Here is a 25956-nt window from a genome sequence, read left to right as displayed (position 1 = left end):
GAGAATCATTTTTAATCGTCTCATTGCGCCTGAACTGCCCTCCAGCGAGGGGGAACGAATCGACGTTAAGACTGCCGTTCGAGCGGTCGTAATAAATAAGTCGGTGATAGCAATCTGCCAATCGCAAACACTCCTGCGTTGGACAGATCCCGAAAACGGGAAAAAAAACAGGCTGGTTAAAAAACCAGTAATTATAATGACTGGAGTTACAACACAATGACCATCATCACTAAAAAACGTTTGATCGCCGCAGGAGTGCTATCCGCGCTCATGGCTGGCAATATGGCTATGGCAGCGGATGTCCCGGCCGGTGTGCAGCTTTCGGATAAGCAAACGCTGGTGCGAAATAGCGGCGCCGAGCCGCAATCGCTGGACCCGAATAAAATTGAAGGGGTGCCCGAGGCGAATATTAGCCGCGACCTGTTCGAAGGCTTGCTGAATACCTCGCCGAAAGATGGCCACCCGATCCCTGGTGTGGCAGAGAGCTGGGATAATAAAGATTTCAAAGTCTGGACCTTCCATCTGCGTAAAGATGCGAAATGGTCTAACGGCGAGCCGGTTACCGCCCAGGATTTCGTTTATAGCTGGCAGCGTCTGGTAGACCCGAAAACAGCGTCTCCTTATGCCAGCTACCCGCAGTATGGTCATATCCTCAACGTTGATGAAATCATTGACGGCAAGAAAGCCCCAGGCGAGCTGGGCGTAAAAGCCATTGACGACCATACGCTGGAAGTCACCCTCAGCGAGCCGGTACCCTATTTTTACAAACTGCTGGTTAACCCGGCGATGTCTCCTGTCTATAAACCAGCGATTGAAAAGTTTGGCGAGAAGTGGACGCAGCCTGGCAATATCGTCACCAACGGCGCCTACACCCTGAAAGACTGGGTGGTCAACGAACGTATCGTGATGGAGCGCAACCCGCATTACTGGGATAATGCCAAAACCGTTATCAACACCGTCACCTGGCTGCCGACCTCTTCTGAAGTGACCTATGTTAACCGTTATCGCAGCGGTGAACTGGATATGACCTATAACCAGCTGCCGATCGAGCTCTTCCAGAAACTGAAAAAAGAGATCCCGAACGAGCTGCACGTTGACCCGTATCTGTGTACTTATTACTACGAAATTAACAACCAGAAAGCGCCGTTCACCGACGTGCGCGTGCGTACCGCGCTGAAGCTGGGTCTGGATCGCGATATCATTGCCAATAAGGTGAAAGGACAGGGCGATCTGCCGGCCTACGGCTACACCCCGCCGTATACCGATGGCGCGAAGCTGACCGAGCCGGAATGGTTTACCTGGTCGCAGGAAAAACGGAATGAAGAAGCGAAAAAACTGCTGGCCGAAGCCGGCTATAGCGCCGATAAACCGTTGACCTTCAACCTGCTGTATAACACCTCTGATTTGCACAAGAAGCTGGCTATTGCCGCCGCCTCGCTGTGGCGTAAAAACCTGGGCATTGACGTGAAGCTGGTCAACCAGGAGTGGAAGACGTTCCTCGATACCCGTCATCAGGGCACCTATGACGTGGCGCGTGCGGGCTGGTGCGCTGACTATAACGAGCCAACCTCTTTCCTGAACACCATGCTTTCTGACAGCTCAATGAACACTGCGCACTATAAGAGCCCGGCGTTCGACAAAATTATGGCTGAATCCGTAAAAGCATCCGATGAAGCACAGCGCACGGCGGCCTATGCGAAAGCAGAGCAGCAGCTGGATAAAGACAGCGCGATCGTACCGGTCTATTACTATGTTAACGCCCGCCTGGTAAAACCGTGGGTCGGTGGCTACACCGGTAAAGACCCGATGGATAACGTCTATACAAAAGACCTTTACGTTATCAAACATTAATGGCAATACGTGGAGCGGGCCTGTGCTCGCTCCATCGTGTCTTATTTGAGAGCAGTGCAAAGGCACACGCCAGAAGGTACGGGCAATGTTAAAATTTATCTTACGTCGCTGTCTGGAAGCGATTCCGACGCTATTTATTCTTATCACCATCTCATTCTTCATGATGCGTTTGGCTCCGGGAAGTCCTTTTACCGGGGAACGCACGCTACCGCCGGAAGTCATGGCGAATATTGAAGCAAAATACCATTTAAACGACCCCATCATGACGCAGTACTTCAATTACCTGAAGCAGCTGGCGCATGGCGATTTTGGTCCCTCCTTTAAATACAAAGATTATTCGGTCAACGATCTGGTGGCGGCCAGCTTCCCGGTTTCAGCGAAACTGGGCTTCGCCGCCTTTTTGCTGGCGGTTGTGATCGGTGTCGCTGCGGGCGTTATTGCCGCTTTGAAGCAGAATACCCGCTGGGACTATGCGGTGATGGGGGTAGCCATGACCGGCGTGGTTATTCCGAGCTTTGTGGTGGCGCCTCTGTTGGTGATGATCTTTGCCATTACCCTGCACTGGTTGCCGGGCGGAGGCTGGAACGGCGGGGCGCTGAAATTTATGATCCTGCCGATGGTGGCGCTTTCCCTGGCCTATATCGCCAGTATCGCGCGTATTACCCGCGGCTCAATGATTGAAGTGCTGCACTCTAACTTTATCCGCACCGCGCGGGCGAAGGGGCTGCCGATGCGCCGCATTATTTTGCGTCATGCGCTGAAGCCGGCGCTGCTGCCGGTGCTCTCCTATATGGGGCCGGCTTTCGTGGGCATCATCACGGGCTCAATGGTCATTGAAACCATTTACGGCCTGCCGGGGATTGGCCAGCTGTTCGTTAACGGGGCGCTTAACCGCGACTACTCGCTGGTGCTCAGCCTGACGATCCTGGTTGGCGCCCTGACTATCCTGTTCAACGCCATCGTTGACGTGCTGTACGCCGTTATCGATCCGAAGATTCGCTACTGAAGCCGGAGTTCGCCATGATGTTAAGTAAGAAAAATAGCGAGGCGCTGGAAAACTTCAGTGAGAAGCTGGAAGTGGAGGGGCGTAGCCTCTGGCAGGATGCGCGTCGCCGCTTTATGCACAACCGCGCCGCGGTCACCAGCCTGATTATGCTGGTGCTTATTGCGCTGTTCGTGACCTTCGCGCCGATGGTGTCGTCATTCTCCTATTTCGACACCGACTGGGGCATGATGTCTAACGCCCCGGACATGGCCTCTGGCCACTACTTCGGGACCGACTCCTCCGGTCGCGATCTGCTGGTGCGCGTGGCGATCGGCGGGCGTATTTCGCTGATGGTCGGGGTGGCGGCGGCGCTGGTGGCGGTGATCCTCGGCACGCTGTACGGTTCGCTTTCCGGTTATCTCGGCGGCAAAGTGGATTCGGTGATGATGCGTCTGCTGGAGATCCTCAACTCCTTCCCGTTTATGTTCTTCGTTATCCTGCTGGTGACCTTTTTTGGCCAGAATATCCTGTTGATTTTTGTCGCTATCGGCATGGTCTCCTGGCTGGATATGGCGCGTATCGTACGCGGACAGACCTTGAGCCTGAAGCGCAAAGAGTTTATTGAAGCGGCGCAGGTCGGCGGGGTCTCCACAGCGAGCATCGTGCTGCGCCATATCGTTCCTAATGTGCTGGGCGTGGTGGTGGTGTACGCCTCGCTGCTGGTCCCCAGCATGATCCTCTTTGAATCCTTCCTCAGCTTCCTGGGGTTGGGGACGCAGGAGCCGCTCAGCAGCTGGGGGGCATTGCTCAGCGATGGCGCCAACTCAATGGAAGTCTCGCCCTGGCTGCTGCTGTTCCCGGCGGGTTTCCTGGTGGTGACCCTGTTCTGTTTCAACTTTATCGGCGATGGTCTGCGTGATGCCCTCGACCCGAAAGACCGCTAAGGAGCGCTGCCATGACCATGATTGAAACGGCAAAAGCGCCGCAAGCGCAGAGCCACAGCGGCCTGCTGCTGGACGTGAAAGATCTTCGCGTCACCTTTAAAACGCCGGATGGCGATGTCACCGCCGTCAATGATCTGAACTTCACCCTGCAGGCGGGGGAGACGCTCGGTATTGTCGGGGAGTCCGGCTCCGGTAAATCGCAGACCGCCTTCGCCCTGATGGGACTGCTGGCGGCCAACGGCCGAATCGGGGGTTCCGCCACCTTTAACGGTCGGCAAATCCTCAATTTGCCTGAGCGTGAGCTGAATAAACTGCGCGCCGAGCAAATCTCGATGATTTTCCAGGATCCGATGACCTCTCTGAACCCGTATATGCGGGTGGGCGAGCAGTTAATGGAAGTCCTGATGCTGCATAAAGGGCTGAGCAAAGCCGAAGCGTTTGAAGAATCGGTGAAGATGCTCGACGCGGTAAAAATGCCGGAAGCGCGCAAGCGCATGAAGATGTTCCCACATGAATTCTCCGGCGGGATGCGCCAGCGCGTGATGATTGCCATGGCGCTGCTCTGCCGGCCCCGGTTGCTGATTGCCGATGAGCCGACCACCGCCCTGGACGTCACCGTGCAGGCGCAGATCATGACGTTACTGAATGAGCTGAAACGCGAATTTAATACGGCCATCATTATGATCACCCATGACCTCGGAGTGGTGGCGGGGATCTGCGATAAAGTGCTGGTGATGTACGCGGGCCGCACCATGGAGTATGGTCAGGCGCGCGATGTCTTCTATCAGCCGTCTCACCCTTACTCTATTGGGCTGTTGAATGCGGTTCCTCGTCTGGATGCCGAAGGCGATGCGTTGTTGACCATTCCGGGCAACCCGCCAAACCTGCTGCGTTTGCCGAAGGGCTGCCCATTCCAGCCGCGCTGTCCGCACGCAATGGAACAGTGCAGCAGCGCGCCGCCGCTGGAGTCGTTCGCGCCAGGCCGCCTGCGCGCCTGCTTTAAACCGGTGGGGGAGCTGCTATGAACGCCGTAACTGAACAACGAAAAGTCCTGCTCGAAATTGCCGACCTGAAGGTGCATTTCGATATTAAAGATGGCAAACAGTGGTTCTGGCAGCCGTCGAAAACGCTGAAAGCCGTAGATGGCGTGACGCTGCGTCTCTATGAAGGTGAGACCCTCGGCGTAGTGGGGGAGTCCGGCTGCGGTAAATCGACTTTCGCCCGTGCCATCATTGGTCTGGTGAAGGCTACCGATGGCAAAGTGGCCTGGCTGGGTAAAGATCTGCTGGGCATGAAGCAGGAAGAGTGGCGCGACGTGCGCAGCGATATCCAGATGATCTTCCAGGATCCGCTGGCCTCGCTGAACCCGCGTATGACCATCGGAGAAATCATCGCTGAGCCGTTGCGTACCTATCATCCGAAGATGCCGCGTCAGGAAGTGCGCGATCGCGTGAAGGCGATGATGATGAAAGTCGGGCTGCTGCCTAACCTGATCAACCGCTATCCGCACGAGTTCTCTGGCGGTCAGTGTCAGCGCATCGGCATTGCGCGAGCGCTGATCCTCGAGCCGAAGCTGATTATCTGCGATGAGCCGGTGTCCGCGCTTGACGTGTCCATCCAGGCTCAGGTGGTCAACTTGCTGCAGCAGCTGCAGCGTGAAATGGGACTGTCGCTGATATTTATCGCCCACGATCTGGCGGTGGTTAAGCACATCTCCGATCGCGTACTGGTGATGTATCTGGGCCATGCGGTGGAGCTGGGAACCTACGATGAGGTGTACCATAATCCGCTACACCCCTATACCAAAGCGCTGATGTCGGCGGTGCCGATCCCCGATCCGGACCTCGAAAAAACGAAAACCATCCAGCTGCTGGAGGGCGAATTACCCTCGCCGATTAATCCGCCGTCGGGCTGTGTCTTCCGCACCCGCTGTCCGCTCGCCGGACCGGAGTGCGCCAAAACCCGCCCGGTGCTGGAGGGCAGTTTCCGCCATGCGGTTTCCTGCCTTAAGGTAGACCCGTTATAATCTCAGGGGCTGACGCAGGTCAGCCCTTTTTTTTGCGAGGTTAACGAAGTGGGTATGCTTTCTGCCGCTCGCCTGCGGCTTTATCATTTGCTTTTCGATCAAAACCGACGTTCCGGCCGCCGCTTCGAAGGGCTGTGCGGACTTTTCGCCTTGCTCAGCGTGGTGGTGATATTTGTCGAATCGGGGCTGGGCACGCAATATCATCTGACATTAGATGAATGGCATGTATTCGTCTGGCTGGAGTTGATGGTGACCGCGGTCTTTACCCTGGAGTATCTGCTGCGTATTGCGACATGGCCCAATCCGCTCCACTACATTTTCAGCTTCTGGGGGTTTATTGACTTAGCGACCATCCTGCCGCTATATGTGATGTGGCTGTGGCCGGAAATTAGCCTCAATTATGTCTTTGCCTGGCGGGCAATGCGGGCGATCCGCGCGTTGCGTATTCTCAAACTGTTGCGCTTTATGCCTTCGCTCAATGTGTTCTGGCGGGCGATTGTCAGCGCGCGCCATCAGCTGATCCTGTTCTATTCGTTTATCGCCATTGTGATGGTGATTTTCGGCTCGTTAATGTACCTGATAGAAGGGCCAGAGTATGGTTTTACCACGCTCAACGCTTCGGTCTATTGGGCCATTGTGACCATCACCACCGTCGGCTACGGGGATATTACGCCGCACACGCCGCTGGGTCGCATCCTGGCCTCCATTCTCATCCTGATCGGCTACTCCATTATTGCCATTCCGACCGGGCTTATCACCACCCATATGACCAGCGCCCTGAACCGGCGGCGCCAGCAGCGGGTATGCCCGCAGTGCCAGCAGGGCGACCATGACGATAACGCCCGGTTTTGCCACGCCTGCGGTCATGTCTTACCGAAGTAAACCCTCGGCATAAAAAAAGCCTGCCGGGAGGAACGCGGCAGGCTTTTCACTGGCGGGTCAGCGTTATTCACGCCACAGAATATGACACAGCTTGTGATCTTTCTCGCGGCACAGCAGCACGCGGGCGAAGATATCATTGATTTCCCCGCCGTCGGTATCCGCCAGGCCAATCACCACTTCGGCGAAGAAATCCGGGTTCAGATCGTAATCCACATGCTCTTCCCAGTCTGCGGATGGGTCGAACAGCTCGGCGCCGCCGCGCTCCTCAAACTGCAGGTTAAACAGAATGATGTCCGCCGGGTCGAGGTTATCGGCCGCCAGTTCGAGGAAGATGTCGTATGCCTGCTCAAGCGTTTCGTCTTCGGTCAGGCGGTTGTTTAAATCCATATCCATGATTGCTACTCATTCGGTATCTGATGGGCACGTTTTACAGCAACGGGCTGAAGAAGTAAAACAGTCGCTCGGCGATCCGCTGCCACAGCGGACGTTTTAACCAGAGACGGGCGTCCAGCAGGCGCGAGCGCGAGATATAGTCATCCTGAACCGCCGCCAGATCGCTGCCGAAGCCGGCGTCATCGATGACCAGCGTGATTTCAAAATTGAGCCACAGGCTGCGCATATCCAGATTCACGGTTCCCACCAGGCTCAGTTCGCCATCGACCAGCACGCTTTTGGTATGCAACAGGCCGCCTTCAAACTGGTAAATCTTCACCCCTGCCGCCAGCAGCTCGGTGAAAAAGGCCCGGCTGGCCCAGCCCACCAGCAGCGAATCGTTCTTGCGCGGTAAAATAATACTCACGTCCACGCCGCGCTGGGCGGCGGTACAGATAGCGTGCAGCAGGTCGTCGCTGGGTACGAAGTAGGGCGTGGTCATGATCAAATGCTCTTTCGCCGCGTAGGCGGCGGTGAGCAGCGCCTGATGGATCAGATCTTCCGGAAAGCCCGGACCGGAGGCGATCGTGTGGATGGTATGCCCACTGGCCTCTTCAAACGGCATGATATTAACGTCCGGCGGCGGTGGCAGAATACGCTTTCCGGTCTCGATCTCCCAGTCACAGGAGTAGACGATGCCCATCGAGGTCGCCACCGGGCCTTCCATGCGCGCCATCAGGTCAATCCACTGCCCGACCCCCGAGTCCTGCTTAAAGTAGCGGGGATCGACCAGATTCATGCTGCCGGTGTAGGCGATATAGTTATCGATCATCACCATTTTACGATGTTGGCGCAGGTCCATCCGGCGCAGAAACACACGCATCAGATTGACCTTGAGAGCCTCGACCACTTCAATGCCGGCGTTACGCATCATCGCCGCCCATGGGCTACGGAAAAAGGCCACACTGCCCGCGGAGTCGAGCATTAACCGGCAGTGAACCCCGCGACGGGCGGCGGCCATTAGCGATTCGGCGACGCTGTCGGCCATACCGCCTGGCTGCCAGATATAGAAGACCATCTCTATGTTATGGCGAGCCAGTTGAATATCGCGGATCAGGGCCTGCATGACGTCGTCAGATTCCGTCAGCAGCTGCAGCTGGTTGCCTTTTACGCCGCCAATGCCCTGGCGCCGTTCGCAAAGCTTGAACAGGGACTCGGCCACCGGGCTGTTATCTTCGGCAAAGATATGTTTGCAGGCTTTGAGGTCGTTTAACCATTTGGCCGTGGAAGGCCACATCGCCCTCGCGCGTTCTGCCCGCCGCTTGCCAAGATGCAGCTCGCCAAAGGAGAGATAGGCGATGATCCCCACCAGCGGCAGGATATAAATGATCAATAACCATGCCATGGCGGACGGCACAGCGCGGCGTTTCATTAGAATTCGTAATGTTACACCGGCGATCAACAGCCAGTACCCCAGAATGACCAGCCAGTTCACCACCGTGTAAAAGGTTGTCATAGATGTAAAATCCTTTTGAATGACGTTATGTGATGAGTTTACGCATCAGTATTTTTCTGGCAAATAAAAACGCAGCGAAAGCGGTGGTCAGTCGCCGGCAGAGGTTTATAATGGGGGCTGTTTTCACTCGTAGAGTCGTTGCAATGAAGCGTAGTAGAACGGAAGTAGGGCGCTGGCGCATGCTGAGACAGGTGAATCGCCGTAAAGCGCGCTGGCTGGAAGCCCAATCACGCCGCAATATGCGGATCCTCGCTATCAGGAAGGGACTGGTGAAACGGCAGCGTCATGCTCTGCTGTTTATCTTCCCCGACTGTTAAACGAGCAGAACAACGGCACCGAACGCGGTGCCGTTGTCGTTTTCCCGCTCTGCGCGGCATTCCCTTTTAACATCGCCAGATCGCCTATTGAAATATCTATGCGATGCCTGTCAGGGTATGACGGGGATTATCGACAGAACGCCTTTTTCCGCAACAGGCATTCACCGCCGAGTGGAAGTCCGGACAGGGCGTGGGGTCGTCGATCGTTTTTCAATGTCGTGCTCACTATCAGGATAACCACCCGGAATAAAACGCACCGCTTTTGCGGGCGTTAATTTATTTGGCATAGGCTTCCGTGGATAACGTGATAGTCACGTTATCACTCACCGCCGGAACATATTTATCAAGCTTGAAGTCTGAACGTTTTATTACCCCTGTGGCATCAAAACCAATGGCCTGTTTTTTCACCATCGGATGCATATCCTGTTTATTCAGAGTGGCATGCAATACAACCGGTTTGGTGATGCCCTTAATGGTCAGGTTACCTTCAACATCATATTTATTGTCGCCTTTACTTTCCACCCGGGTGCTCTGAAAAGTGGCCTCAGGATACGTGTTGACATCGAAGTACTCTTTGCCTAAAAACTCATCCGTTAACGCTTTGACGTGAGTGTCAATGGTTTTGACTGGCAGCGTGACGTGCACAGAGGATTTCTCCGGGTTGTCTTTGTCAAAAGACAGTTTCCCTGAAACATCAGAGATATACGCTGTAGGGTTAGAGAAGCCAAAATGGTTCCAGGCAATAACAACGGAAGTATGCTGCGGATCCAGGCTATATTCTGTCGCTGCGGCTTGTGACACAGGAATATATAAGGCAAGCAGAGAAAGCAATGCGGTTTTTTTCAGGGTATTCACACAAAAATCCTCATAAGCGTCAGGTACATAAATGGTAGCCCAAAAAAATGCGGCACTTATTGAAAACATTTGTTATTCCCGTTCAAATTTTTTAATCAACCAAAAATCACCCTACAATTACTCTGCGTGAAGTTTACCCAGCGAAATTAATCGACTTTAAAAAATGATCATCTGCAACGTAAATCTGGTTGCGTAGTTTTTAGACGTTCATTCCATATTGATATGTGCCTGTGTCAGCGCACTCCGTTTATTTTCAGACGCTTTCAAGCCACCGCGTTTCTGAATGCAGTAAGATGGCGATATGGGGTCCCATACCTGCGGAACGGGATATGCATGCTTATTTATTCCAGGCCTTTATATCTGTTGGTCAGCATCTATCTCTCTTTAACGATCTTCTTTCAACTGTATTTTGGATTTACCGGGCGATGTCAGGATGTGCTGGCTTGTAAAGCAAGCGCTAAATCCAATGCAAGACCTCTGTTGCAGACTGATTCAATACATTAGCAATTCAAAATCATGCCCGGCGTCGACGTTTGGTCCAGCATTTTCAATGGCCGCAAAAGGCGAGGTGAGGGTAGATGATGTCGTCGAAGGAGAAGGGATGTGCTCATCTTCCTGGCGTCTCAGGCGGATAACAGCCAACGCTTGCGTGCGGTTAAAAAGGGCGACATTTTAATGTGATGTAGCAAAATGCGCCCTTTCATCTGATGGCCTGGTGCGTTGTTGCCGTTAACCAGAAAAAGAAAAGGGTATTTTCAAAATACCTTCTTATATGGTTTAACAGAGACCTGGCGGTAGACGCCAGCCGCAATATACGGATCGTCATTAGCCCAGGCTTGAGCCGCTTCCAGCGATTCAAACTCAGCGATCACCGTTGAGCCGCTGAATCCGGCTGCGCCCGGTTCGTTGCTGTCAACGGCCGGCATTGGCCCGGCGGTAAGCAGCCGACCTTCATCATGTAAAAGTTGTAGACGCGCAAGATGCGCGGGGCGAACCGAGAGCCGCTTTTCCAGAGAATCGGCGATATCTTCAGCGTAGATAACGTAAAGCACGGCAAAGCTCCTTATCATTAAACAGGCGAATTACGTTAAGTTAAACGACGATGGACTGCAATGCAAAGATGCGCCCCGGCGGCGAATGCCCAGCTGACGCGGCTTTTTTCCGCAAATAGTGGCAAAAATTGACTCAGGTTAAGACGGCTTATTGAATATGATTGCTATTTGCATTTAAAATCGGAGCATCATTTTTCAACAGAAACGACTATGAGCGCAATGACCCTTGATTTACCTCGCCGCTTCCCGTGGCCAACGCTGTTATCCGTGGCTATCCACGGTGCCGTTGTGGCGGGGCTGCTTTATACCTCGGTACATCAGGTTATTGAACAGCCTTCCCCGACGCAGCCGATAGAGATCACGATGGTGGCGCCGGCCGATCTTGAGCCGCCCCCGGCGGCGCAACCCGTCGTGCAGCCCGTTGTTGAACCTGAACCGGAGCCGGAACCTGAGGTGGTCCCGGAGCCGCCGAAAGAGGCGCCGGTGGTGATCCATAAACCAGAACCTAAGCCGAAGCCCAAACCTAAACCGAAGCCCAGGCCGGAGAAAAAGGTTGAGCAGCCGAAGCGGGACGTCAAACCGGCCGCGGAGCCGCGTCCGGCTTCACCGTTTGAAAACAACAATACGACGCCAGCGCGCACCGCGCCGAGCACCTCCACCGCAGCGGCCAAACCCACCGTCACTGCCCCGAGCGGCCCGCGGGCGATCAGCCGCGTTCAGCCGACCTATCCGGCGCGCGCTCAGGCGCTGCGCATTGAAGGAACGGTACGGGTGAAGTTTGACGTCACGCCTGATGGCCGAATTGATAATCTGCAGATCCTCTCCGCCCAGCCGGCGAATATGTTTGAGCGCGAGGTGAAAAGCGCGATGCGCAGATGGCGTTACGAGCAGGCAAGACCGGGAACCGGCGTGACGATGACCATTAAATTCCGTCTCAACGGCGTCGAGATTAACTAATAATGCAGGGCGGCGGACCGGGGAGGTCCGCCGTAAACCTTGTCTAACGCGTTTTTTCCATTAAGACATCGTCCAGAGCCTGCTGGACCGTCACCAGGTGCTGGCCACCGAACAATATCGCCCGGTTCAGCAGGGTATAAAGCTGGTAGATCGGCTGACGCTCGAGAAAACCAGCCGGCAGCGGTGAGACGGACTGATAGCCGTCATAGATCTGCGGGGGTTGTTCCGGGTGCATCGGCAGCATAGCTAAATCACACTCGCGGTCGCCCCAGTAGCAGGCCGGGTCGAAGATGTAGGGGCCATCCGGCCCTAAGGCGCAGTTGCCGGACCACAGGTCCCCGTGTAGCAGCGAAGGTTGCGGCTGATGGTTGGCCAGCCGCTGCTGTACCACATCGACTAAGGTATCGATATCGCCAAAGTGCAACCCTTTCTCCGCCGCCAGCTCCAGCTGCCAGCCGATACGCTGCTCGGCGAAAAACACCGACCAGCGACGTTGCCAGGCGTTGGGCTGCGGCGTGGTGGAAAGATCGTTATCAAAATCCAGACCGAACTGCGGCTGATCGCTCCACTGATGCAGGTGGGCTAACTGCTGGCCAAGCAGGAAAGCGTTATGCGCATCCAGCGGACGGGGAGGGAGGTATTCCATGACCACGAAGCTGTAGTCGCGATCGCTGCCGACGGCAAAGACCTGCGGTACGCGAACGGTTTTGCTTCGCGACAGCAGCTCCAGCTGATCGGCCTCGGCGGTGAAGATAGGCAGGAGTTCCCGTTCGTCGCATTTCACGAAGTAATCTTTGCCGCCGAAACGCAAATGCCAGGCGGAATGGATCTCTCCGCCGGGCAGCTCGGTTTTCAGTTCGATTTCAGCGTCTTCGGTATGCCAATCGCGTAAAAGAGTACTGATTGCTTGCCACATGCTGTCTCTCCCCATGTTTTCCACCATATCATAAGGTTAGCGCATTACTACCGGGTAAACCTGGAACTGACGCACAACTGACGCTTTACGTTGCGCTAAACGCACTTATTGAGCTTTTAACCATTCAGCGAATGTGCTGACGGCGATCTCCGCCGGGCGGCCAAGGGCCGCTTCCGCCAGTCCGGCGCCAAGGGCCTTCACTTCCTCGGCTGCCTGGGCGCTCAGCAGGCCAAAGGTATTGGTGCCCAGCTCATGGGGAGTGCCCTCTTCATCATTGAGCGTCAGTACAAACCCTGCTCGGGTAAAATGGTTGCTGACCTCATTGATCTCCGTTAGCGCCTGTTCGTGGAAGTTCACGCTGACGACCCAGGCGGTAATATCATTGCTCATTTCTACACCCCGTTGTTATGCATGGCCTTTCCAGCATAGACCATCCTGCAAATATCGTGGTTCCCCTCCGCCAGCGCGGAGAGGCAGGGGAGATCAACGCCCGCAGAGATAATCGTAGATTTTTTGCGTATTGGCCTGCGAGCAGAGGCGGGTGCCCTGGTTGATGGTCGCGGCGCTACCGGCGGCGACGCCAAAGCGTACCATGTCTTCGAGGCTGGCGTTCTCCGCCAGACGTAAGGTCATGGCGCCCACCATGCTGTCGCCGGCGCCGACGGTGCTCTGGCTTTTCATTGGCGGTGGCACCACCTGAACACTGCCGCTGGCGTCAACCCCCAACGCCCCCTGCGGACCAAGGGAGACCACCACCCGGCGAACTTTACCGGACTGGATCAACGACTGAGCGGCAAGGCGGACATCATCGGGCTGGCTCAGATCGCGCTGCACGAGGGCGCTGAGCTCTTTCTGGTTTGGCTTCACTAATTCAATATTGCCGACGTCCAGCGCGGCGGCCAGCGCGTCGCCGGAGCTGTCGATAATGCAGCGCAGGCCCTGCTGTTGCGCATGCTTAACCAGCTGCATCAGATTTTCGACGCTGATTCCTGGCGGCAAACTGCCGCTGATCACCAGCAGAGAGCCGGGATCGATGGTCAGGACTTTCTCTTCCAGACGGCGGAATTCATCGTCTGTCAGCGCGGCGCCGGGCATCACAAAGCGATATTGTTCGCCGCTGGCGGCTACGTGAACGTGCAGGTTCTGTCGCGTCCAGTCGCGGGTTTCGACGGTCTCGACCGGCACTTGCTCATCGGCCAGCAGGGCGGCAAGGTGCTCGCCGGTGGCGCCGCCAATAGGGAAAATGGCGGTGGCTTTCCCGCCGAGAAAGGTCACGGCGCGGGCGACGTTGATCCCGCCGCCGCCGGGTTCAAATACCGGCGCGCTGCAGCGGAGTTTCCCTTCCGGGTAGATCTGTGGGGTCTGGGTGGCGCTATCCAGCGAGGGGGCCAGCGTGAGCGTATAAATTTTGGTCATTCCTTCTCCTCCTTAATACGGCGACTGTACTTTATTTAAGCATGGCACGATGATCCAGGGAGGGAAAGTGCTGTCCCTGAGAGATTTGCAAAGAAGCCTGTATTTTCATTATGAAATAAAGATTGTTTCCGGAGCTGTCTTATTCAAAAAACGAAAGAGTAAGTGATTGCTATGTTATTCGTGCTTTTTTATAATTTGCTACCTTTCTTAGGACCTGCACTCCGCGATCCTCGCGAAAGTTTCCGGGACCCACAGGTCTCTTTTATGTTGTACGGACGCTAAATTCAATGAGCCGGCAAAGTGACGCCTGTTCATCATTTGTACTGTCCTAAAAAATGTATTTTAGAGAGTTATAATGAAGCTTTTAAAGACAGTACCCGCAGCGGTCATGCTGGCGGGGGGGCTTTTTGCGTCTGTTGGCGCAATGGCCGATGATTCTGTATTTACCGTCATGGATGACCCTTCCGCTGCCAAAAAACCGTTCGAAGGAGTGGTCAACGCAGGTTACCTGGCGCAGTCCGGCAACACCAAGAACTCCTCAATGACGGCCGATTCCACCCTGACCTGGTATGGCAATACCACCGCCTGGTCGCTGTGGGGCAACGCCAGCAACACCTCGTCCAACGATGAGCGCTCCTCAGAGAAATATGCTGTCGGTGGCCGTAGCCGCTATAACCTGACCGATATGAACTACGTCTTTGGGCAGGGCAGTTGGCTAACCGACCGCTACAACGGCTATCAGCAGCGCGATGTTCTGACGGCGGGCTATGGTCGTCAAATCCTCAACGGACCGGTGCATAGCCTGCGGTTTGAATTTGGTCCTGGCGTCCGCTATGACGAATACACCGACGGGGATACCGACACTCAGCCGCTGGGTTACGCCTCCGGAACCTGGGCCTGGCAGATGACCGACAACGCCAAATTTACTCAAGGGGTATCGGTGTTTGGCGCCGAGGACACCACGGTCAACTCAGAGAGCGCGTTAAACGTGGCGATTAACGCCCACTTTGCGCTGAAAGTGGCGTACAACGTCACCTGGAACTCGGAGCCGCCTGCGTCTGCGCCGGAGCATACCGATCGCCGGACCTCTCTCTCCCTCGGGTATAAGATGTAATATTTTCAGGCCGGGTTTCCCGGCCTGATCGTTTTAGATTTAGCAATAAGTGACATTATTTTTTCTGGCAATTCGTTTTAGTTTTTATAAAAAGAAACGGGCCTCCATCTTTTCTCCATTATTCTCCGTTTGCTGACAAATATTCATTCTATTTGACACGAAAAGCTAAATATTCGACGGACAAATATGTGATCTGGATCTATACTAAGAGTCACTGACCGAATGGCGACATTGTTCGGTCCGTCTTCCGTAATAAGAGAATAAACATCATGAAAAACAGCCAATTTACCATCGCAGCCCTAGCGCTGTGCGTGCTTTCCTTTGGCGCATCAGCCGCCACGCCAGTTCCGCCGTCGGGTAACCAGGACCATACGCAGGTAGGTATCGCCAAAGCAACCGACGTTGAGGCCGGTTCGAATATTGCCCCCGGTTCCCATAGCACCGGACAATCCATGAGCGATGCCTTTAATGTGCATACGCTGGTGGCAGGCGAGTGGTCTTAATATCGCAGGCTACTGCTTCACGGGCAGACTATTAAGCCGGGTAGAGTGGTACCGGTTTAACGACCCGCGCTAAACATCACGCAGGCAATATCAAGGCGTCTCTTTTAGTTTGTCCGCATAATATCATCCGGCTTCGCTGGTGATTATTTTCGCGTCTTCCTGGCGGATATTCTGCTTTTATCCGCGCTGCTCTTGTTTTCTCCACATTCCGCCATCATTTATGCTATTACGGCTTTAATCACGTACCAATGATGTGTAAACTACTCCCCGGTGTTATCAGCAGGCGGCAGCAGGCGGGAACGATCGCTCCGGTCGTGCTCCTCTTTTCGCAGAGTGAAGCGGGAACTGCGCCTTAACCTGATGATAATGATGATTATATAGTTTTGTATGTGCTCTTTCGTGTGGGGCACCACTGCAAATAAGGACATAAAATGCCTGTAATTACGCTTCCTGATGGCAGCCAACGCCATTTTGATCACGCTGTCAGCCCGATGGACGTCGCGCTGGATATCGGCCCGGGCCTGGCGAAAGCCACCATCGCCGGGCGGGTAAACGGTGAACTGGTAGACGCCTGCGACCCGATTGAAACTGATTCCACCCTCTCTATTATCACGGCTAAAGATGAAGAAGGGCTGGAGATCATTCGTCACTCCTGCGCGCACCTGTTAGGTCATGCCATCAAGCAGCTGTGGCCCAACACCAAAATGGCTATCGGTCCGGTTGTTGATAATGGCTTCTACTATGACGTAGACCTCGACCATACCCTGACTCAGGAAGATATCGACGCGCTCGAAAAACGTATGCATGAGCTCGCCGAGAAAAACTACGATGTCATCAAGAAGAAAGTGAGCTGGCACGAAGCGCGTGAAACCTTCGTGAAGCGCGGCGAAAGCTATAAAGTTTCTATTCTTGACGAAAACATTGCCCATGATGACAAGCCTGGCCTGTATCATCATGAAGAATATATCGATATGTGCCGCGGTCCGCACGTGCCGAACATGCGCTTCTGCCATCACTTCAAGCTGATGAAAACCGCCGGTGCCTACTGGCGCGGCGACAGCAACAATAAAATGTTGCAGCGTATCTACGGCACCGCGTGGGCAGATAAAAAAGCGCTGAATGCTTATCTGCAGCGTCTGGAAGAAGCCGCCAAGCGCGACCACCGTAAAATCGGTAAGCAGCTCGACCTGTATCATATGCAGGAAGAGGCGCCTGGGATGGTGTTCTGGCACAACGACGGCTGGACTATCTTCCGTGAACTGGAAACCTTTGTCCGTTCGAAACTGAAAGAGTATCAGTACCAGGAAGTCAAAGGTCCGTTCATGATGGACCGTGTGCTGTGGGAAAAAACCGGCCACTGGGACAACTACAAAGATGCGATGTTCACCACCTCTTCTGAGAACCGTGAATACTGCATTAAGCCGATGAACTGCCCGGGCCACGTGCAGATCTTCAACCAGGGGCTGAAATCCTACCGCGATCTGCCGCTGCGTATGGCGGAGTTTGGTAGCTGCCACCGTAACGAACCATCAGGCGCGTTGCACGGTCTGATGCGCGTTCGCGGCTTTACCCAGGATGATGCGCATATCTTCTGTACTGAAGATCAGGTTCGCGATGAAGTGAACGCCTGTATTCGTATGGTTTATGATATGTACAGCACCTTTGGCTTCGAGAAGATCGTCGTCAAACTGTCGACTCGCCCGGAAAAACGTATCGGCAGCGACGAGACCTGGGATCGCGCGGAAGCGGATCTGGCGGTGGCGCTGGAAGAAAATAATATCCCATTTGAATATCAACTGGGTGAAGGGGCGTTCTACGGCCCGAAAATTGAATTTACCCTGTATGACTGCCTCGATCGTGCATGGCAGTGCGGTACGGTACAGCTGGACTTCTCTCTGCCGCAGCGTTTAAGCGCCTCCTATGTGGGCGAAAACAACGAGCGTCAGGTGCCGGTCATGATCCACCGTGCGATTCTCGGTTCTCTGGAGCGCTTCATTGGCATCCTGACCGAAGAGTTCGCTGGCTTCTTCCCAACCTGGATTGCACCAGTGCAGGTGGTGGTCATGAATATCACCGATTCTCAGGCTGAATACGTTAACGAATTGACGCGTAAACTACAAAATGCGGGCATTCGTGTAAAAGCAGACTTGAGAAATGAGAAGATTGGCTTTAAAATCCGCGAGCACACTTTACGTCGTGTCCCGTATATGTTGGTCTGTGGCGACAAAGAAGTCGAAGCCGGCAAAGTGGCCGTGCGCACCCGTCGCGGGAAAGACCTCGGCAGCATGGACGTAAATGAAGTGATCGAGAAGCTGCAACAAGAGATTCGCAGCCGCAGTCTTCAACAACTGGAGGAATAAGGTATTAAAGGCGGAAAACGAGTTCAAACGGCACGTCCGAATCGTATCAATGGCGAGATTCGCGCCCAGGAAGTTCGCTTAACAGGTCTGGAAGGTGAGCAGCTGGGTATTGTGAGTCTGAGAGAAGCTATCGAAAAGGCTGAAGAGGCTGGAGTAGATTTAGTTGAAATCAGCCCTAACGCCGAGCCGCCAGTTTGTCGTATCATGGACTACGGCAAGTTCCTTTATGAAAAGAGTAAGTCTTCTAAGGAACAGAAGAAGAAGCAGAAAGTTATCCAGGTTAAGGAAATTAAATTCCGCCCTGGTACTGATGAAGGTGACTATCAGGTAAAACTCCGCAGCCTGATTCGCTTTCTCGAAGATGGCGATAAGGCCAAAATCACGCTGCGTTTCCGCGGTCGTGAGATGGCCCACCAGCAGATCGGTATGGAAGTGCTTAACCGCGTGAAAGACGATCTGGTTGAACTGGCAGTAGTCGAATCCTTCCCAACGAAGATCGAAGGCCGCCAGATGATCATGGTGCTCGCTCCTAAGAAGAAACAGTAAGGCCATCAAGAAACATTTCCGGTGGGCTTCGGCTCACTGGTTTTGTTCGCCTTTGTTTCGTTTATTAACAATGCGAAGTGGAAGTTATTAAAATGCCAAAAATTAAGACCGTACGCGGTGCTGCTAAGCGCTTCAAAAAAACCGGTAAAGGTGGTTTTAAGCACAAGCACGCTAACCTGCGTCACATTCTGACTAAAAAAGCTACCAAGCGTAAACGTCACCTGCGTCCGAAAGCCATGGTTTCCAAAGGCGATCTGGGCCTGGTTATCGCGTGCCTGCCGTACGCATAAGTCGTTAACGTTTAACTTTTTTAACTTAGAATAGATACAGGAGAGCACACATGGCTCGCGTAAAACGTGGTGTAATTGCACGTGCACGTCACAAGAAAATTTTGAAACAAGCTAAAGGCTACTACGGTGCGCGTTCTCGCGTATACCGCGTTGCCTTCCAGGCTGTTATCAAGGCTGGTCAGTACGCTTACCGTGACCGTCGTCAACGTAAACGTCAGTTCCGTCAACTGTGGATTGCACGTATCAACGCAGCAGCACGTCAGAACGGTATTTCTTACAGCAAATTCATCAATGGCCTGAAAAAAGCCTCTGTTGAAATCGACCGTAAGATCCTGGCTGACATCGCCGTATTCGACAAAGTAGCGTTCACCGCTCTGGTCGAAAAAGCGAAAGCAGCTCTGGCATAAGCCAGTTGAAAGAGGGAGCTTGTCTCCCTCTTTTCGTTTCAACACCATCAATACATTGACTTTTATCGGCGCAGGCTTTTCAATACAGGTCTGACGTTTCTTACCAGACAAGGTAATGCAAGCATGAATGCTGCTATTTTCCGCTTCTTTTTTTACTTTAGCACCTGAACTCAGGAGGCTAGCGCGTGAAAGAAGAAACGGAAAACAGCGCCAGAAAGCCTCCCCTGTGGAGGCTTTTTTCGTATATGGATTCGGAATATTAATTTCACTATAACCGGTGTCTGCACCGACATAATGAGGAAAACCATGTCACATCTCGCAGAGCTGGTTGCCAGTGCCAAGGCAGCCATTAACGAGGCATCAGATGTTGCTGCGCTGGACAACGTCCGCGTGGAATACCTGGGTAAGAAAGGGCATCTGACCCTGCAAATGACCACCCTGCGTGAGTTGCCGCCGGAAGAGCGTCCGGCAGCCGGTGCGGTCATCAACGAAGCGAAAGAGCAGGTACAGCAGGCGCTGAACGCGCGCAAAGCCGAACTGGAAGGCGCGGCGCTGAATGCTCGTCTGGCTGCAGAGACCATCGACGTCTCGCTGCCGGGCCGCCGCATTGAAAATGGCGGTCTGCATCCGGTCACCCGCACCATCGACCGTATTGAAAGTTTCTTCGGTGAGCTCGGCTTTACCGTGGCGACGGGCCCGGAAATCGAAGATGATTACCACAACTTCGATGCGCTGAATATCCCGGGCCACCATCCGGCGCGCGCTGACCACGACACTTTCTGGTTCGATGCCACTCGCCTGCTGCGCACCCAGACCTCCGGCGTGCAGATCCGCACCATGGAAAACCAGCAGCCGCCCATCCGTATTATCGCGCCGGGCCGCGTCTATCGTAACGACTACGATCAGACCCACACCCCGATGTTCCACCAGATGGAAGGTCTGATCGTTGATAAAAACATCAGCTTCACCAACCTGAAAGGAACCCTGCACGACTTCCTGAACAACTTCTTTGAAGAAGATCTGCAGGTACGCTTCCGTCCGTCCTACTTCCCGTTCACCGAACCGTCCGCGGAAGTTGACGTGATGGGTAAAAACGGCAAATGGCTGGAAGTGCTGGGCTGCGGGATGGTGCACCCGAACGTGCTGCGCAACGTGGGTATCGATCCGGAAGTGTACTCCGGCTTCGCCTTCGGCATGGGCATGGAGCGTCTGACCATGCTGCGCTATGGCGTCACCGATCTGCGCGCGTTCTTCGAAAACGATCTGCGTTTCCTCAAACAGTTTAAATAAGGGCAGGACAGAACAATGAAATTCAGTGAACTGTGGTTACGCGAGTGGGTTAACCCGGCGATCGACAGCGAAGCGCTTTCCGATCAGATCACCATGGCGGGCCTCGAAGTGGACGGCGTTGAGCCGGTTGCCGGCACCTTCAACGGCGTCGTTGTCGGTGAAGTAGTGGAGTGCGGTCAGCACCCGAACGCCGACAAACTGCGCGTCACCAAAGTCAACGTCGGCGGCGAACGCCTGCTGGACATCGTCTGCGGCGCGCCAAACTGCCGTCAGGGGCTGAAAGTCGCCGTGGCGACCATCGGCGCCGTGCTGCCGGGCGATTTTAAAATCAAAGCCGCGAAACTGCGCGGCGAGCCGTCAGAGGGGATGCTGTGCTCCTTCTCCGAGCTGGGCATTTCCGATGATCATAGCGGAATTATCGAGCTGCCGGCGGATGCGCCGATCGGTACCGATATTCGCGAATATCTGAAGCTTGACGATAACACTATCGAAATCAGCGTCACCCCGAACCGTGCCGACTGCCTGGGCATCATCGGCGTCGCGCGCGATGTGGCCGTGCTGAACAAGGCGCCGCTGAACGCGCCGGAAATCACCCCGGTAGCCGCCACCATTGACGATGTGCTGCCGATTCAGGTTGACGCCCCGCAGGCGTGCCCGCGCTATCTGGGCCGCGTGGTGAAAGGCATCAACGTCAAAGCGCCGACGCCGCTGTGGATGAAAGAGAAACTGCGCCGCTGCGGGATCCGCTCCATCGACGCGGTGGTTGACGTGACCAACTATGTGCTGCTTGAGCTGGGCCAGCCGATGCACGCCTTTGACCGCGACCGTATTGAAGGCGGGATCGTGGTGCGCATGGCAAAAGAGGGCGAAACCCTGGTCCTGCTCGATGGCTCCGAAGCGAAGCTCGACAGCGATACCCTGGTCATTGCTGACCACAACAAAGCGCTGGCAATGGGCGGGATCTTCGGCGGGGAGCACTCCGGCGTTAACGACAAAACCCAGAACGTACTGCTGGAGTGTGCTTTCTTCAGCCCGCTGTCCATTACCGGCCGCGCGCGCCGTCACGGCCTGCACACCGATGCCTCTCATCGCTATGAGCGCGGCGTCGATCCGGCCCTGCAGTATAAAGCGCTGGAGCGCGCCACGCGTCTGCTGATCGACCTCTGCGGCGGCGAAGCCGGCCCGGTGATCGACGTGACCAACGAAGCGACCCTGCCAAAACGCGCCACCATCACTCTGCGTCGCAGCAAACTGGATCGCCTGATTGGCCACCATATCGACGACGCGCAGGTCACTGACATTCTTCAGCGCCTCGGCTGCGAAGTGACGGTGGGCGAGGGCGAATGGCAGGCGGTGGCCCCGAGCTGGCGTTTCGACATGGAGATCGAAGAGGATCTGGTCGAGGAAGTGGCTCGCGTTTATGGCTACAACAACATTCCTGATGAGTCGGTGCAGGCGGGTCTGATCATGGGTACCCATCGTGAAGCCGACCTGTCGCTGAAGCGCGTGAAAACGCTGCTGAATGACAAAGGCTATCAGGAAGTGATCACCTACAGCTTCGTCGACCCGAAAGTCCAGCAGCTGATCCACGCCGGTGAAGAGGCGCTGATCCTGCCAAGCCCGATCTCCAGCGAAATGTCGGCCATGCGCCTGTCGCTGTGGACTGGCCTGCTGGGGACCGTGGTCTACAACCAGAACCGTCAGCAGAGCCGGGTTCGCATCTTTGAGAGCGGTCTGCGCTTTGTGCCGGACACCAATGCGCCGCTGGGCATTCGTCAGGATGTGATGCTGGCCGGGGCGATCTGCGGCAACCGCTACGAAGAGCACTGGACACTGGCGAAAGAGACGGTCGATTTCTATGATCTGAAAGGCGATCTGGAAGCCGTTCTGGATTTAACCGGAAAATTAGCGGATATCGAATTCCGTGCTGAAGCGACCACCGCACTGCATCCGGGGCAATCCGCAGCGATTTATCTTAAAGGTGAACGCATTGGTTTCATTGGGGTTGTTCATCCTGAGCTGGAACGTAAACTGGATCTGAACGGTCGCACTCTGGTGTTTGAACTGGAGTGGAACAAGCTCGCAGACCGCGTGGTGCCTCAGGCGCGCGACATTTCCCGCTTCCCGGCGAACCGTCGCGACATCGCGGTGCTGGTCGCGGAAAACGTGGCTGCCGCCGATGTTTTAGCCGAATGTAAGAAAGTTGGCGTAAATCAGGTAGTTGGCGTAAACTTATTTGACGTGTACCGTGGTAAAGGTGTGGCGGAAGGGTATAAGAGCCTTGCGATTAGCCTGATCCTGCAGGATACCAGCCGTACACTCGAAGAAGAGGAGATTGCCGCTACCGTTGCCAGATGTGTAGAGGCATTAAAAGAGCGATTCCAGGCATCATTGAGGGATTGAACCTATGGCGCTTACAAAAGCTGAAATGTCAGAATATCTGTTTGATAAGCTTGGGCTTAGCAAGCGGGATGCCAAAGAACTGGTCGAGTTGTTTTTCGAAGAGATCCGTCGTGCTCTGGAAAACGGAGAACAGGTCAAACTCTCCGGGTTCGGCAACTTCGATTTGCGGGATAAAAACCAACGCCCGGGACGTAACCCGAAGACGGGGGAGGATATTCCCATTACAGCCCGGCGCGTGGTGACCTTCAGACCCGGTCAGAAGCTGAAAAGCCGTGTCGAAAACGCGTCGCCTAAAGACAAATAATCTGAACTAATTAAAAAGGCCGCATTGCGGCCTTTTTCTTTTCTGTCGAATCTTACGCTTTAACGGCGGTGAGCATGATCTCCACCAGGATGTCTGGTCGCGCCATCTCCGCCTGTACGGCCGCGCGTGCCGGGCTATGGCCTTCCGGCATCCACTCCACCCACGCCTCATTGAACGCGGCAAAGTCACGCTCGATATTTTTCAGCCAGATCTGCGCGGAGAGAATGTGCCGCTTATCGCTCCCGGCCGCCGCCAGCAGGGCGTCGATTTTCTCCAGCACTTCGCGGGTCTGCAAGGCGATGTCCTCCTCGTTGCTTTTCGGCGTCTGTCCGGAGAGGAACAGCAGATTGCCATACGCAACGCTGGCGGTAAGACGAGGTTGAGGATGATTGCGAATGATTGTCATGCGGTTTGTTTCCATGTGAGACCTTCTAAAGAAATGTCTGGCATCTGATTGTCGATTAACGCGCCCAGCACCACCGCGCTGCCGGCGGCGAGGGTAAAACCGAGGCTGCCCTGGCCGAGATTCATCCACAGGTTGGGGTAGCCGGCGCGTCCCAGTAGCGGTGGCCCGGCTGGCGTTGAGGGGCGCATGCCGGTCCAGGCTTCGGCCTGGTCCAACCCCTCGAGTTCGGGAAAGCTGCGGGAGACGATTTTTTTCAGCGCCTGAATGCGGCTCTCGCGCAGTGTGTCGCCGTCGTAGCCGATGTCCACCATCGCCGCGATGCGCAGCTGCTGGCCCAGGCGGGCATAAACGATTTTGTGCCCGTAATCGGTGACGCTGATGTCCGGCGCAATGCCCGCCTGCTGCGGATAGGGAAGGGTCAGGCTGTACCCCTTCAGGGCGCAGAGCGGCACGCGAACGCCCATGTGCCCCAGCAACGGACCGCTGCCGTTGCCGGCGGCGACGACGTACTCATCGCCGGTGATGGTCCCGCGGCTGGTCTCCAGGGCGCTGACGCGTCCGCCGCGCCTGGCGAGCCGCTGCACCTCACAGTGGGTCAGCAGGCTGAAGCGGCTGCTGGCGGTGAGCTTGCCGATCAGCGCAAGGCAAAACTGATGGCAATCCGCCGTTTCATCCCCCGGCGAATAAATTCCGCCCTGCAGCGAAGGGCTGATATGTTTTAGCGCCGGTTCCAGCTGCAGGCAGGCTTCAGCATTCAGCGCCTGCTGATACTGAGGATCGATCCCTTTTGCCGCTTTAGTAAAATCATATTCCCGGCGATGGATAATTAATTTTCCGCTGCGTCGCCAGTGAAAATCTGCAAGATTATCCTCTTCCCGCCACGACTGCATGACCTGCCGGCTGAGCAGCGACAGACGCAATATATGAGCGCCGTTTATTTTATTGGTCTGGCTATTACAGGCGCGCAGGAACTGCAGCAGCCAGCGCCACTGCTGTAAAGAGATATTGAGACGCATATTGAGCGGCGAATCGGCTTTGCCCATCCATTTTATCCCCTGCAGGGGAACACCGCTGTCGGCAAGGGGGGCGACGTAGCGGTAACTTAATTGTCCGCCGTTGGCAAAACTGGTGGCGCTGGCCGGTTCGCCGTTGCGCTCCAGTAATTGCACCTGATGGCCGCGCTTGATCAGTTCCCAGGCCGTGGCCAGACCGACCACGCCGCCGCCGATAATGACAATGCGTTTGTTCATAACCCGATATATCCACCGCTGTTCAATTTATCGGGTAATGTCAAAGCATTTACCCTGGCGGCGCAATTGACTTTTTATGGTCAGGGTATAACCGCAGGTTAATCTCCTTGAGCTGCTGGCGCAGGCGCTGGCAGAGAAAATCGACGAATTTTTGCGCCATCGGGCTCAGGGAAACGTCGGCCCGACGCAGCAGGCAGAGGTTAATGGCCATCGGCGGCGTAATGGGATGGATCATCTCGGGAGCCAGGTTGTGCTGGGCGGAAAAGATATCGGTAATGCTGCAGCCCATGCCGCGCTTCACGAACTCGGTGGCCATGTAGTAGGTCTGGACATTCAGCCGGGTAGTGGAAAAGTCGCGACGGGTGGCGATGGCGGCGGAAAGCGAGTGCGGCCCCGGCGAGATCCAGCGCTGCTGGTCGATCTGGCTGATATCCACCGCTCCCTGACGATAATGACGGTCGATATAGACCAGCGGCACTTCGGCAATCAGGGTGGTAAGGATCTCTCCCTGCTGCACCGGCTGCAGCGTCAGCGCTAAGTCTATCTCGCGTAAATCCAGTTTTCTGACCAGCGTCTCGGTGTGCTCGGTGGTGAGCGTCATCACCAGGTTGCTGTTTTGCTGATAAAAATCGGTCACCAGCTCCGGCACCAGGCTTAACCCCAGGCTCGGCAGACAGCCTAAGGTGATTTTGGCGCGCGGATCGCGGGCCAGGTTATCGGCCAGCAGGCGCAGGTTGTCCAGGTCCTGATAAATAGTCTGCGCTTTTTCGAAAAGTGTGATCGCCTCGCTGGTCGGCAGCAGCTTGCCGCGCACCCGCTGAAACAGGGTAAAGCCCAGCTTCAGTTCGGCGCTTTTTAACGCTTTGCTGGCCGCTGGCTGGGAGATATTGAGCGATTCCGCCGCCCGTGACAGAGAGCCGCAGGTCATGACGGCATAGAAGATTTCCAGATGACGCAGTTTCATGAACAGTTAACTCAGGGTTATAGCCTACCG

General features: G+C 55.1%; 28 protein-coding genes and 1 other annotated feature. Of the genes, 18 read left to right on the top strand and 10 right to left on the bottom strand.

Going from position 1 to position 25956, the window contains the following annotated elements; all coding sequences use genetic code 11:
• Positions 1-216 precede the first annotated feature (216 nt).
• The 6 genes from oppA to ABLU95_RS00455 all read left to right on the top strand — a co-directional run bounded on the left by oppA (position 217) and on the right by ABLU95_RS00455 (position 6688).
• Positions 217-1851, top strand: coding sequence for an oligopeptide ABC transporter substrate-binding protein OppA (gene oppA / locus ABLU95_RS00480; RefSeq protein ID WP_023290124.1), 1635 nt, complete (start codon positions 217-219; stop codon positions 1849-1851).
• An 85-nt stretch (positions 1852-1936) separates the two neighbouring features.
• Positions 1937-2857 carry an oligopeptide ABC transporter permease OppB gene (gene oppB / locus ABLU95_RS00475; protein WP_002910089.1) on the top strand — a complete coding sequence of 307 codons (921 nt, stop codon included), beginning with the start codon at positions 1937-1939 and terminating at the stop codon, positions 2855-2857.
• A 14-nt stretch (positions 2858-2871) separates the two neighbouring features.
• Positions 2872-3780 carry an oligopeptide ABC transporter permease OppC gene (oppC, locus tag ABLU95_RS00470; protein WP_004145396.1) on the top strand — a complete coding sequence of 303 codons (909 nt, stop codon included), beginning with the start codon at positions 2872-2874 and terminating at the stop codon, positions 3778-3780.
• Between the two features lie 11 nt (positions 3781-3791).
• Positions 3792-4805 carry an ABC transporter ATP-binding protein gene (locus tag ABLU95_RS00465; RefSeq protein WP_023290123.1) on the top strand — a complete coding sequence of 338 codons (1014 nt, stop codon included), beginning with the start codon at positions 3792-3794 and terminating at the stop codon, positions 4803-4805.
• A complete protein-coding gene (gene oppF / locus ABLU95_RS00460) occupies positions 4802-5806 on the top strand; it encodes a murein tripeptide/oligopeptide ABC transporter ATP-binding protein OppF (protein ID WP_002910083.1) in 1005 nt (334 codons plus the stop codon). The genes ABLU95_RS00465 and oppF overlap by 4 nt, the downstream gene beginning before the upstream one ends.
• A gap of 54 nt (positions 5807-5860) precedes the next feature.
• Positions 5861-6688: an ion transporter gene (locus ABLU95_RS00455; protein WP_050533297.1), complete on the top strand. Its 828-nt coding sequence runs from the start codon at positions 5861-5863 to the stop codon at positions 6686-6688.
• Positions 6689-6751: 63 nt separating this feature from the next.
• Here the strand turns inward: ABLU95_RS00455 and ABLU95_RS00450 are convergent, their stop codons facing one another.
• Positions 6752-7081 carry an HI1450 family dsDNA-mimic protein gene (locus tag ABLU95_RS00450; RefSeq protein ID WP_002910079.1) on the bottom strand — a complete coding sequence of 110 codons (330 nt, stop codon included), beginning with the start codon at positions 7079-7081 and terminating at the stop codon, positions 6752-6754.
• Positions 7082-7115: 34 nt separating this feature from the next.
• Positions 7116-8576: a cardiolipin synthase gene (cls, locus tag ABLU95_RS00445; RefSeq protein ID WP_023290121.1), complete on the bottom strand. Its 1461-nt coding sequence runs from the start codon at positions 8574-8576 to the stop codon at positions 7116-7118.
• Between the two features lie 143 nt (positions 8577-8719).
• Between cls and ABLU95_RS00440 the strand changes: the two genes are divergently transcribed.
• Entirely contained in the window at positions 8720-8893 is a 174-nt protein-coding gene (locus ABLU95_RS00440) for a YciY family protein (RefSeq protein WP_023290120.1), read from the top strand.
• 276 nt (positions 8894-9169) lie between these two features.
• On the opposite strand, the gene ABLU95_RS00435 is transcribed toward ABLU95_RS00440, so the two are convergent.
• Both ABLU95_RS00435 and ABLU95_RS00430 read right to left on the bottom strand, forming a co-directional pair.
• Positions 9170-9817 carry a YceI family protein gene (locus tag ABLU95_RS00435; protein ID WP_074442545.1) on the bottom strand — a complete coding sequence of 216 codons (648 nt, stop codon included), beginning with the start codon at positions 9815-9817 and terminating at the stop codon, positions 9170-9172.
• A gap of 686 nt (positions 9818-10503) precedes the next feature.
• Positions 10504-10800 (bottom strand): YciI family protein, encoded by a 297-nt coding sequence (locus ABLU95_RS00430; RefSeq protein ID WP_002910042.1) that lies wholly within the window; start codon positions 10798-10800, stop codon positions 10504-10506.
• A 210-nt stretch (positions 10801-11010) separates the two neighbouring features.
• Here ABLU95_RS00430 and tonB point away from each other — a divergent pair, with 210 nt between their 5' ends.
• Positions 11011-11757 (top strand): TonB system transport protein TonB, encoded by a 747-nt coding sequence (gene tonB / locus ABLU95_RS00425; protein WP_032428890.1) that lies wholly within the window; start codon positions 11011-11013, stop codon positions 11755-11757.
• Between the two features lie 43 nt (positions 11758-11800).
• On the opposite strand, the gene ABLU95_RS00420 is transcribed toward tonB, so the two are convergent.
• From ABLU95_RS00420 to pfkB, 3 genes are all read right to left on the bottom strand, one after another.
• Entirely contained in the window at positions 11801-12673 is an 873-nt protein-coding gene (locus ABLU95_RS00420; protein WP_023290117.1) for a fructosamine kinase family protein, read from the bottom strand.
• A 105-nt stretch (positions 12674-12778) separates the two neighbouring features.
• Complete coding sequence (ghoS, locus tag ABLU95_RS00415) at positions 12779-13063, bottom strand: type V toxin-antitoxin system endoribonuclease antitoxin GhoS (protein ID WP_101977403.1); 285 nt, start codon at positions 13061-13063, stop codon at positions 12779-12781.
• A gap of 93 nt (positions 13064-13156) precedes the next feature.
• Positions 13157-14089: a 6-phosphofructokinase II gene (gene pfkB / locus ABLU95_RS00410; RefSeq protein WP_023290115.1), complete on the bottom strand. Its 933-nt coding sequence runs from the start codon at positions 14087-14089 to the stop codon at positions 13157-13159.
• A gap of 355 nt (positions 14090-14444) precedes the next feature.
• Between pfkB and ABLU95_RS00405 the strand changes: the two genes are divergently transcribed.
• From ABLU95_RS00405 to ihfA, 10 genes are all read left to right on the top strand, one after another.
• Positions 14445-15203, top strand: a complete 759-nt coding sequence (locus ABLU95_RS00405) for a YdiY family protein (protein WP_004203142.1) — start codon at positions 14445-14447, stop codon at positions 15201-15203.
• Positions 15204-15472: 269 nt separating this feature from the next.
• Positions 15473-15706: a hypothetical protein gene (locus ABLU95_RS00400; RefSeq protein WP_048297753.1), complete on the top strand. Its 234-nt coding sequence runs from the start codon at positions 15473-15475 to the stop codon at positions 15704-15706.
• A gap of 431 nt (positions 15707-16137) precedes the next feature.
• A complete protein-coding gene (gene thrS / locus ABLU95_RS00395; protein WP_017900777.1) occupies positions 16138-18066 on the top strand; it encodes a threonine--tRNA ligase in 1929 nt (642 codons plus the stop codon).
• A 3-nt stretch (positions 18067-18069) separates the two neighbouring features.
• Complete coding sequence (gene infC / locus ABLU95_RS00390; RefSeq protein WP_004189469.1) at positions 18070-18612, top strand: translation initiation factor IF-3; 543 nt, start codon at positions 18070-18072, stop codon at positions 18610-18612.
• Positions 18613-18704: 92 nt separating this feature from the next.
• A complete protein-coding gene (gene rpmI, locus ABLU95_RS00385) occupies positions 18705-18902 on the top strand; it encodes a 50S ribosomal protein L35 (RefSeq protein WP_001124225.1) in 198 nt (65 codons plus the stop codon).
• A 50-nt stretch (positions 18903-18952) separates the two neighbouring features.
• Positions 18953-19309, top strand: a complete 357-nt coding sequence (gene rplT, locus ABLU95_RS00380) for a 50S ribosomal protein L20 (protein WP_000124850.1) — start codon at positions 18953-18955, stop codon at positions 19307-19309.
• A 118-nt stretch (positions 19310-19427) separates the two neighbouring features.
• Positions 19428-19552, top strand: a sequence feature (Phe leader region).
• Positions 19433-19477 (top strand): pheST operon leader peptide PheM, encoded by a 45-nt coding sequence (pheM, locus tag ABLU95_RS00375; RefSeq protein WP_001386830.1) that lies wholly within the window; start codon positions 19433-19435, stop codon positions 19475-19477. (Overlaps the previous feature by 45 nt.)
• A gap of 63 nt (positions 19553-19615) precedes the next feature.
• Positions 19616-20599 (top strand): phenylalanine--tRNA ligase subunit alpha, encoded by a 984-nt coding sequence (pheS, locus tag ABLU95_RS00370; RefSeq protein ID WP_002909105.1) that lies wholly within the window; start codon positions 19616-19618, stop codon positions 20597-20599.
• A 15-nt stretch (positions 20600-20614) separates the two neighbouring features.
• Positions 20615-23002 (top strand): phenylalanine--tRNA ligase subunit beta, encoded by a 2388-nt coding sequence (gene pheT / locus ABLU95_RS00365; protein WP_348878584.1) that lies wholly within the window; start codon positions 20615-20617, stop codon positions 23000-23002.
• Between the two features lie 4 nt (positions 23003-23006).
• Positions 23007-23306 (top strand): integration host factor subunit alpha, encoded by a 300-nt coding sequence (gene ihfA / locus ABLU95_RS00360; RefSeq protein ID WP_002909098.1) that lies wholly within the window; start codon positions 23007-23009, stop codon positions 23304-23306.
• 52 nt (positions 23307-23358) lie between these two features.
• Here the strand turns inward: ihfA and ABLU95_RS00355 are convergent, their stop codons facing one another.
• The 3 genes from ABLU95_RS00355 to ABLU95_RS00345 are packed head-to-tail and all read right to left on the bottom strand — an operon-like array spanning position 23359 to position 25926.
• A complete protein-coding gene (locus tag ABLU95_RS00355) occupies positions 23359-23712 on the bottom strand; it encodes a RidA family protein (protein ID WP_348878582.1) in 354 nt (117 codons plus the stop codon).
• Entirely contained in the window at positions 23709-24974 is a 1266-nt protein-coding gene (locus ABLU95_RS00350; RefSeq protein WP_348878715.1) for a D-amino acid dehydrogenase, read from the bottom strand. The genes ABLU95_RS00355 and ABLU95_RS00350 overlap by 4 nt, the downstream gene beginning before the upstream one ends.
• Before the next feature lie 37 nt (positions 24975-25011).
• Positions 25012-25926, bottom strand: a complete 915-nt coding sequence (locus ABLU95_RS00345; RefSeq protein WP_023290110.1) for a LysR family transcriptional regulator — start codon at positions 25924-25926, stop codon at positions 25012-25014.
• Positions 25927-25956 lie beyond the last annotated feature (30 nt).

Source organism: Klebsiella sp. GG_Kp146, from assembly GCF_040061975.1.
Taxonomy (GTDB): Bacteria; Pseudomonadota; Gammaproteobacteria; order Enterobacterales; family Enterobacteriaceae; genus Klebsiella; species Klebsiella quasipneumoniae.
Note: the sequence above shows the minus strand (reverse complement) of the source record. Positions and strands in the feature narration are given on the sequence as shown.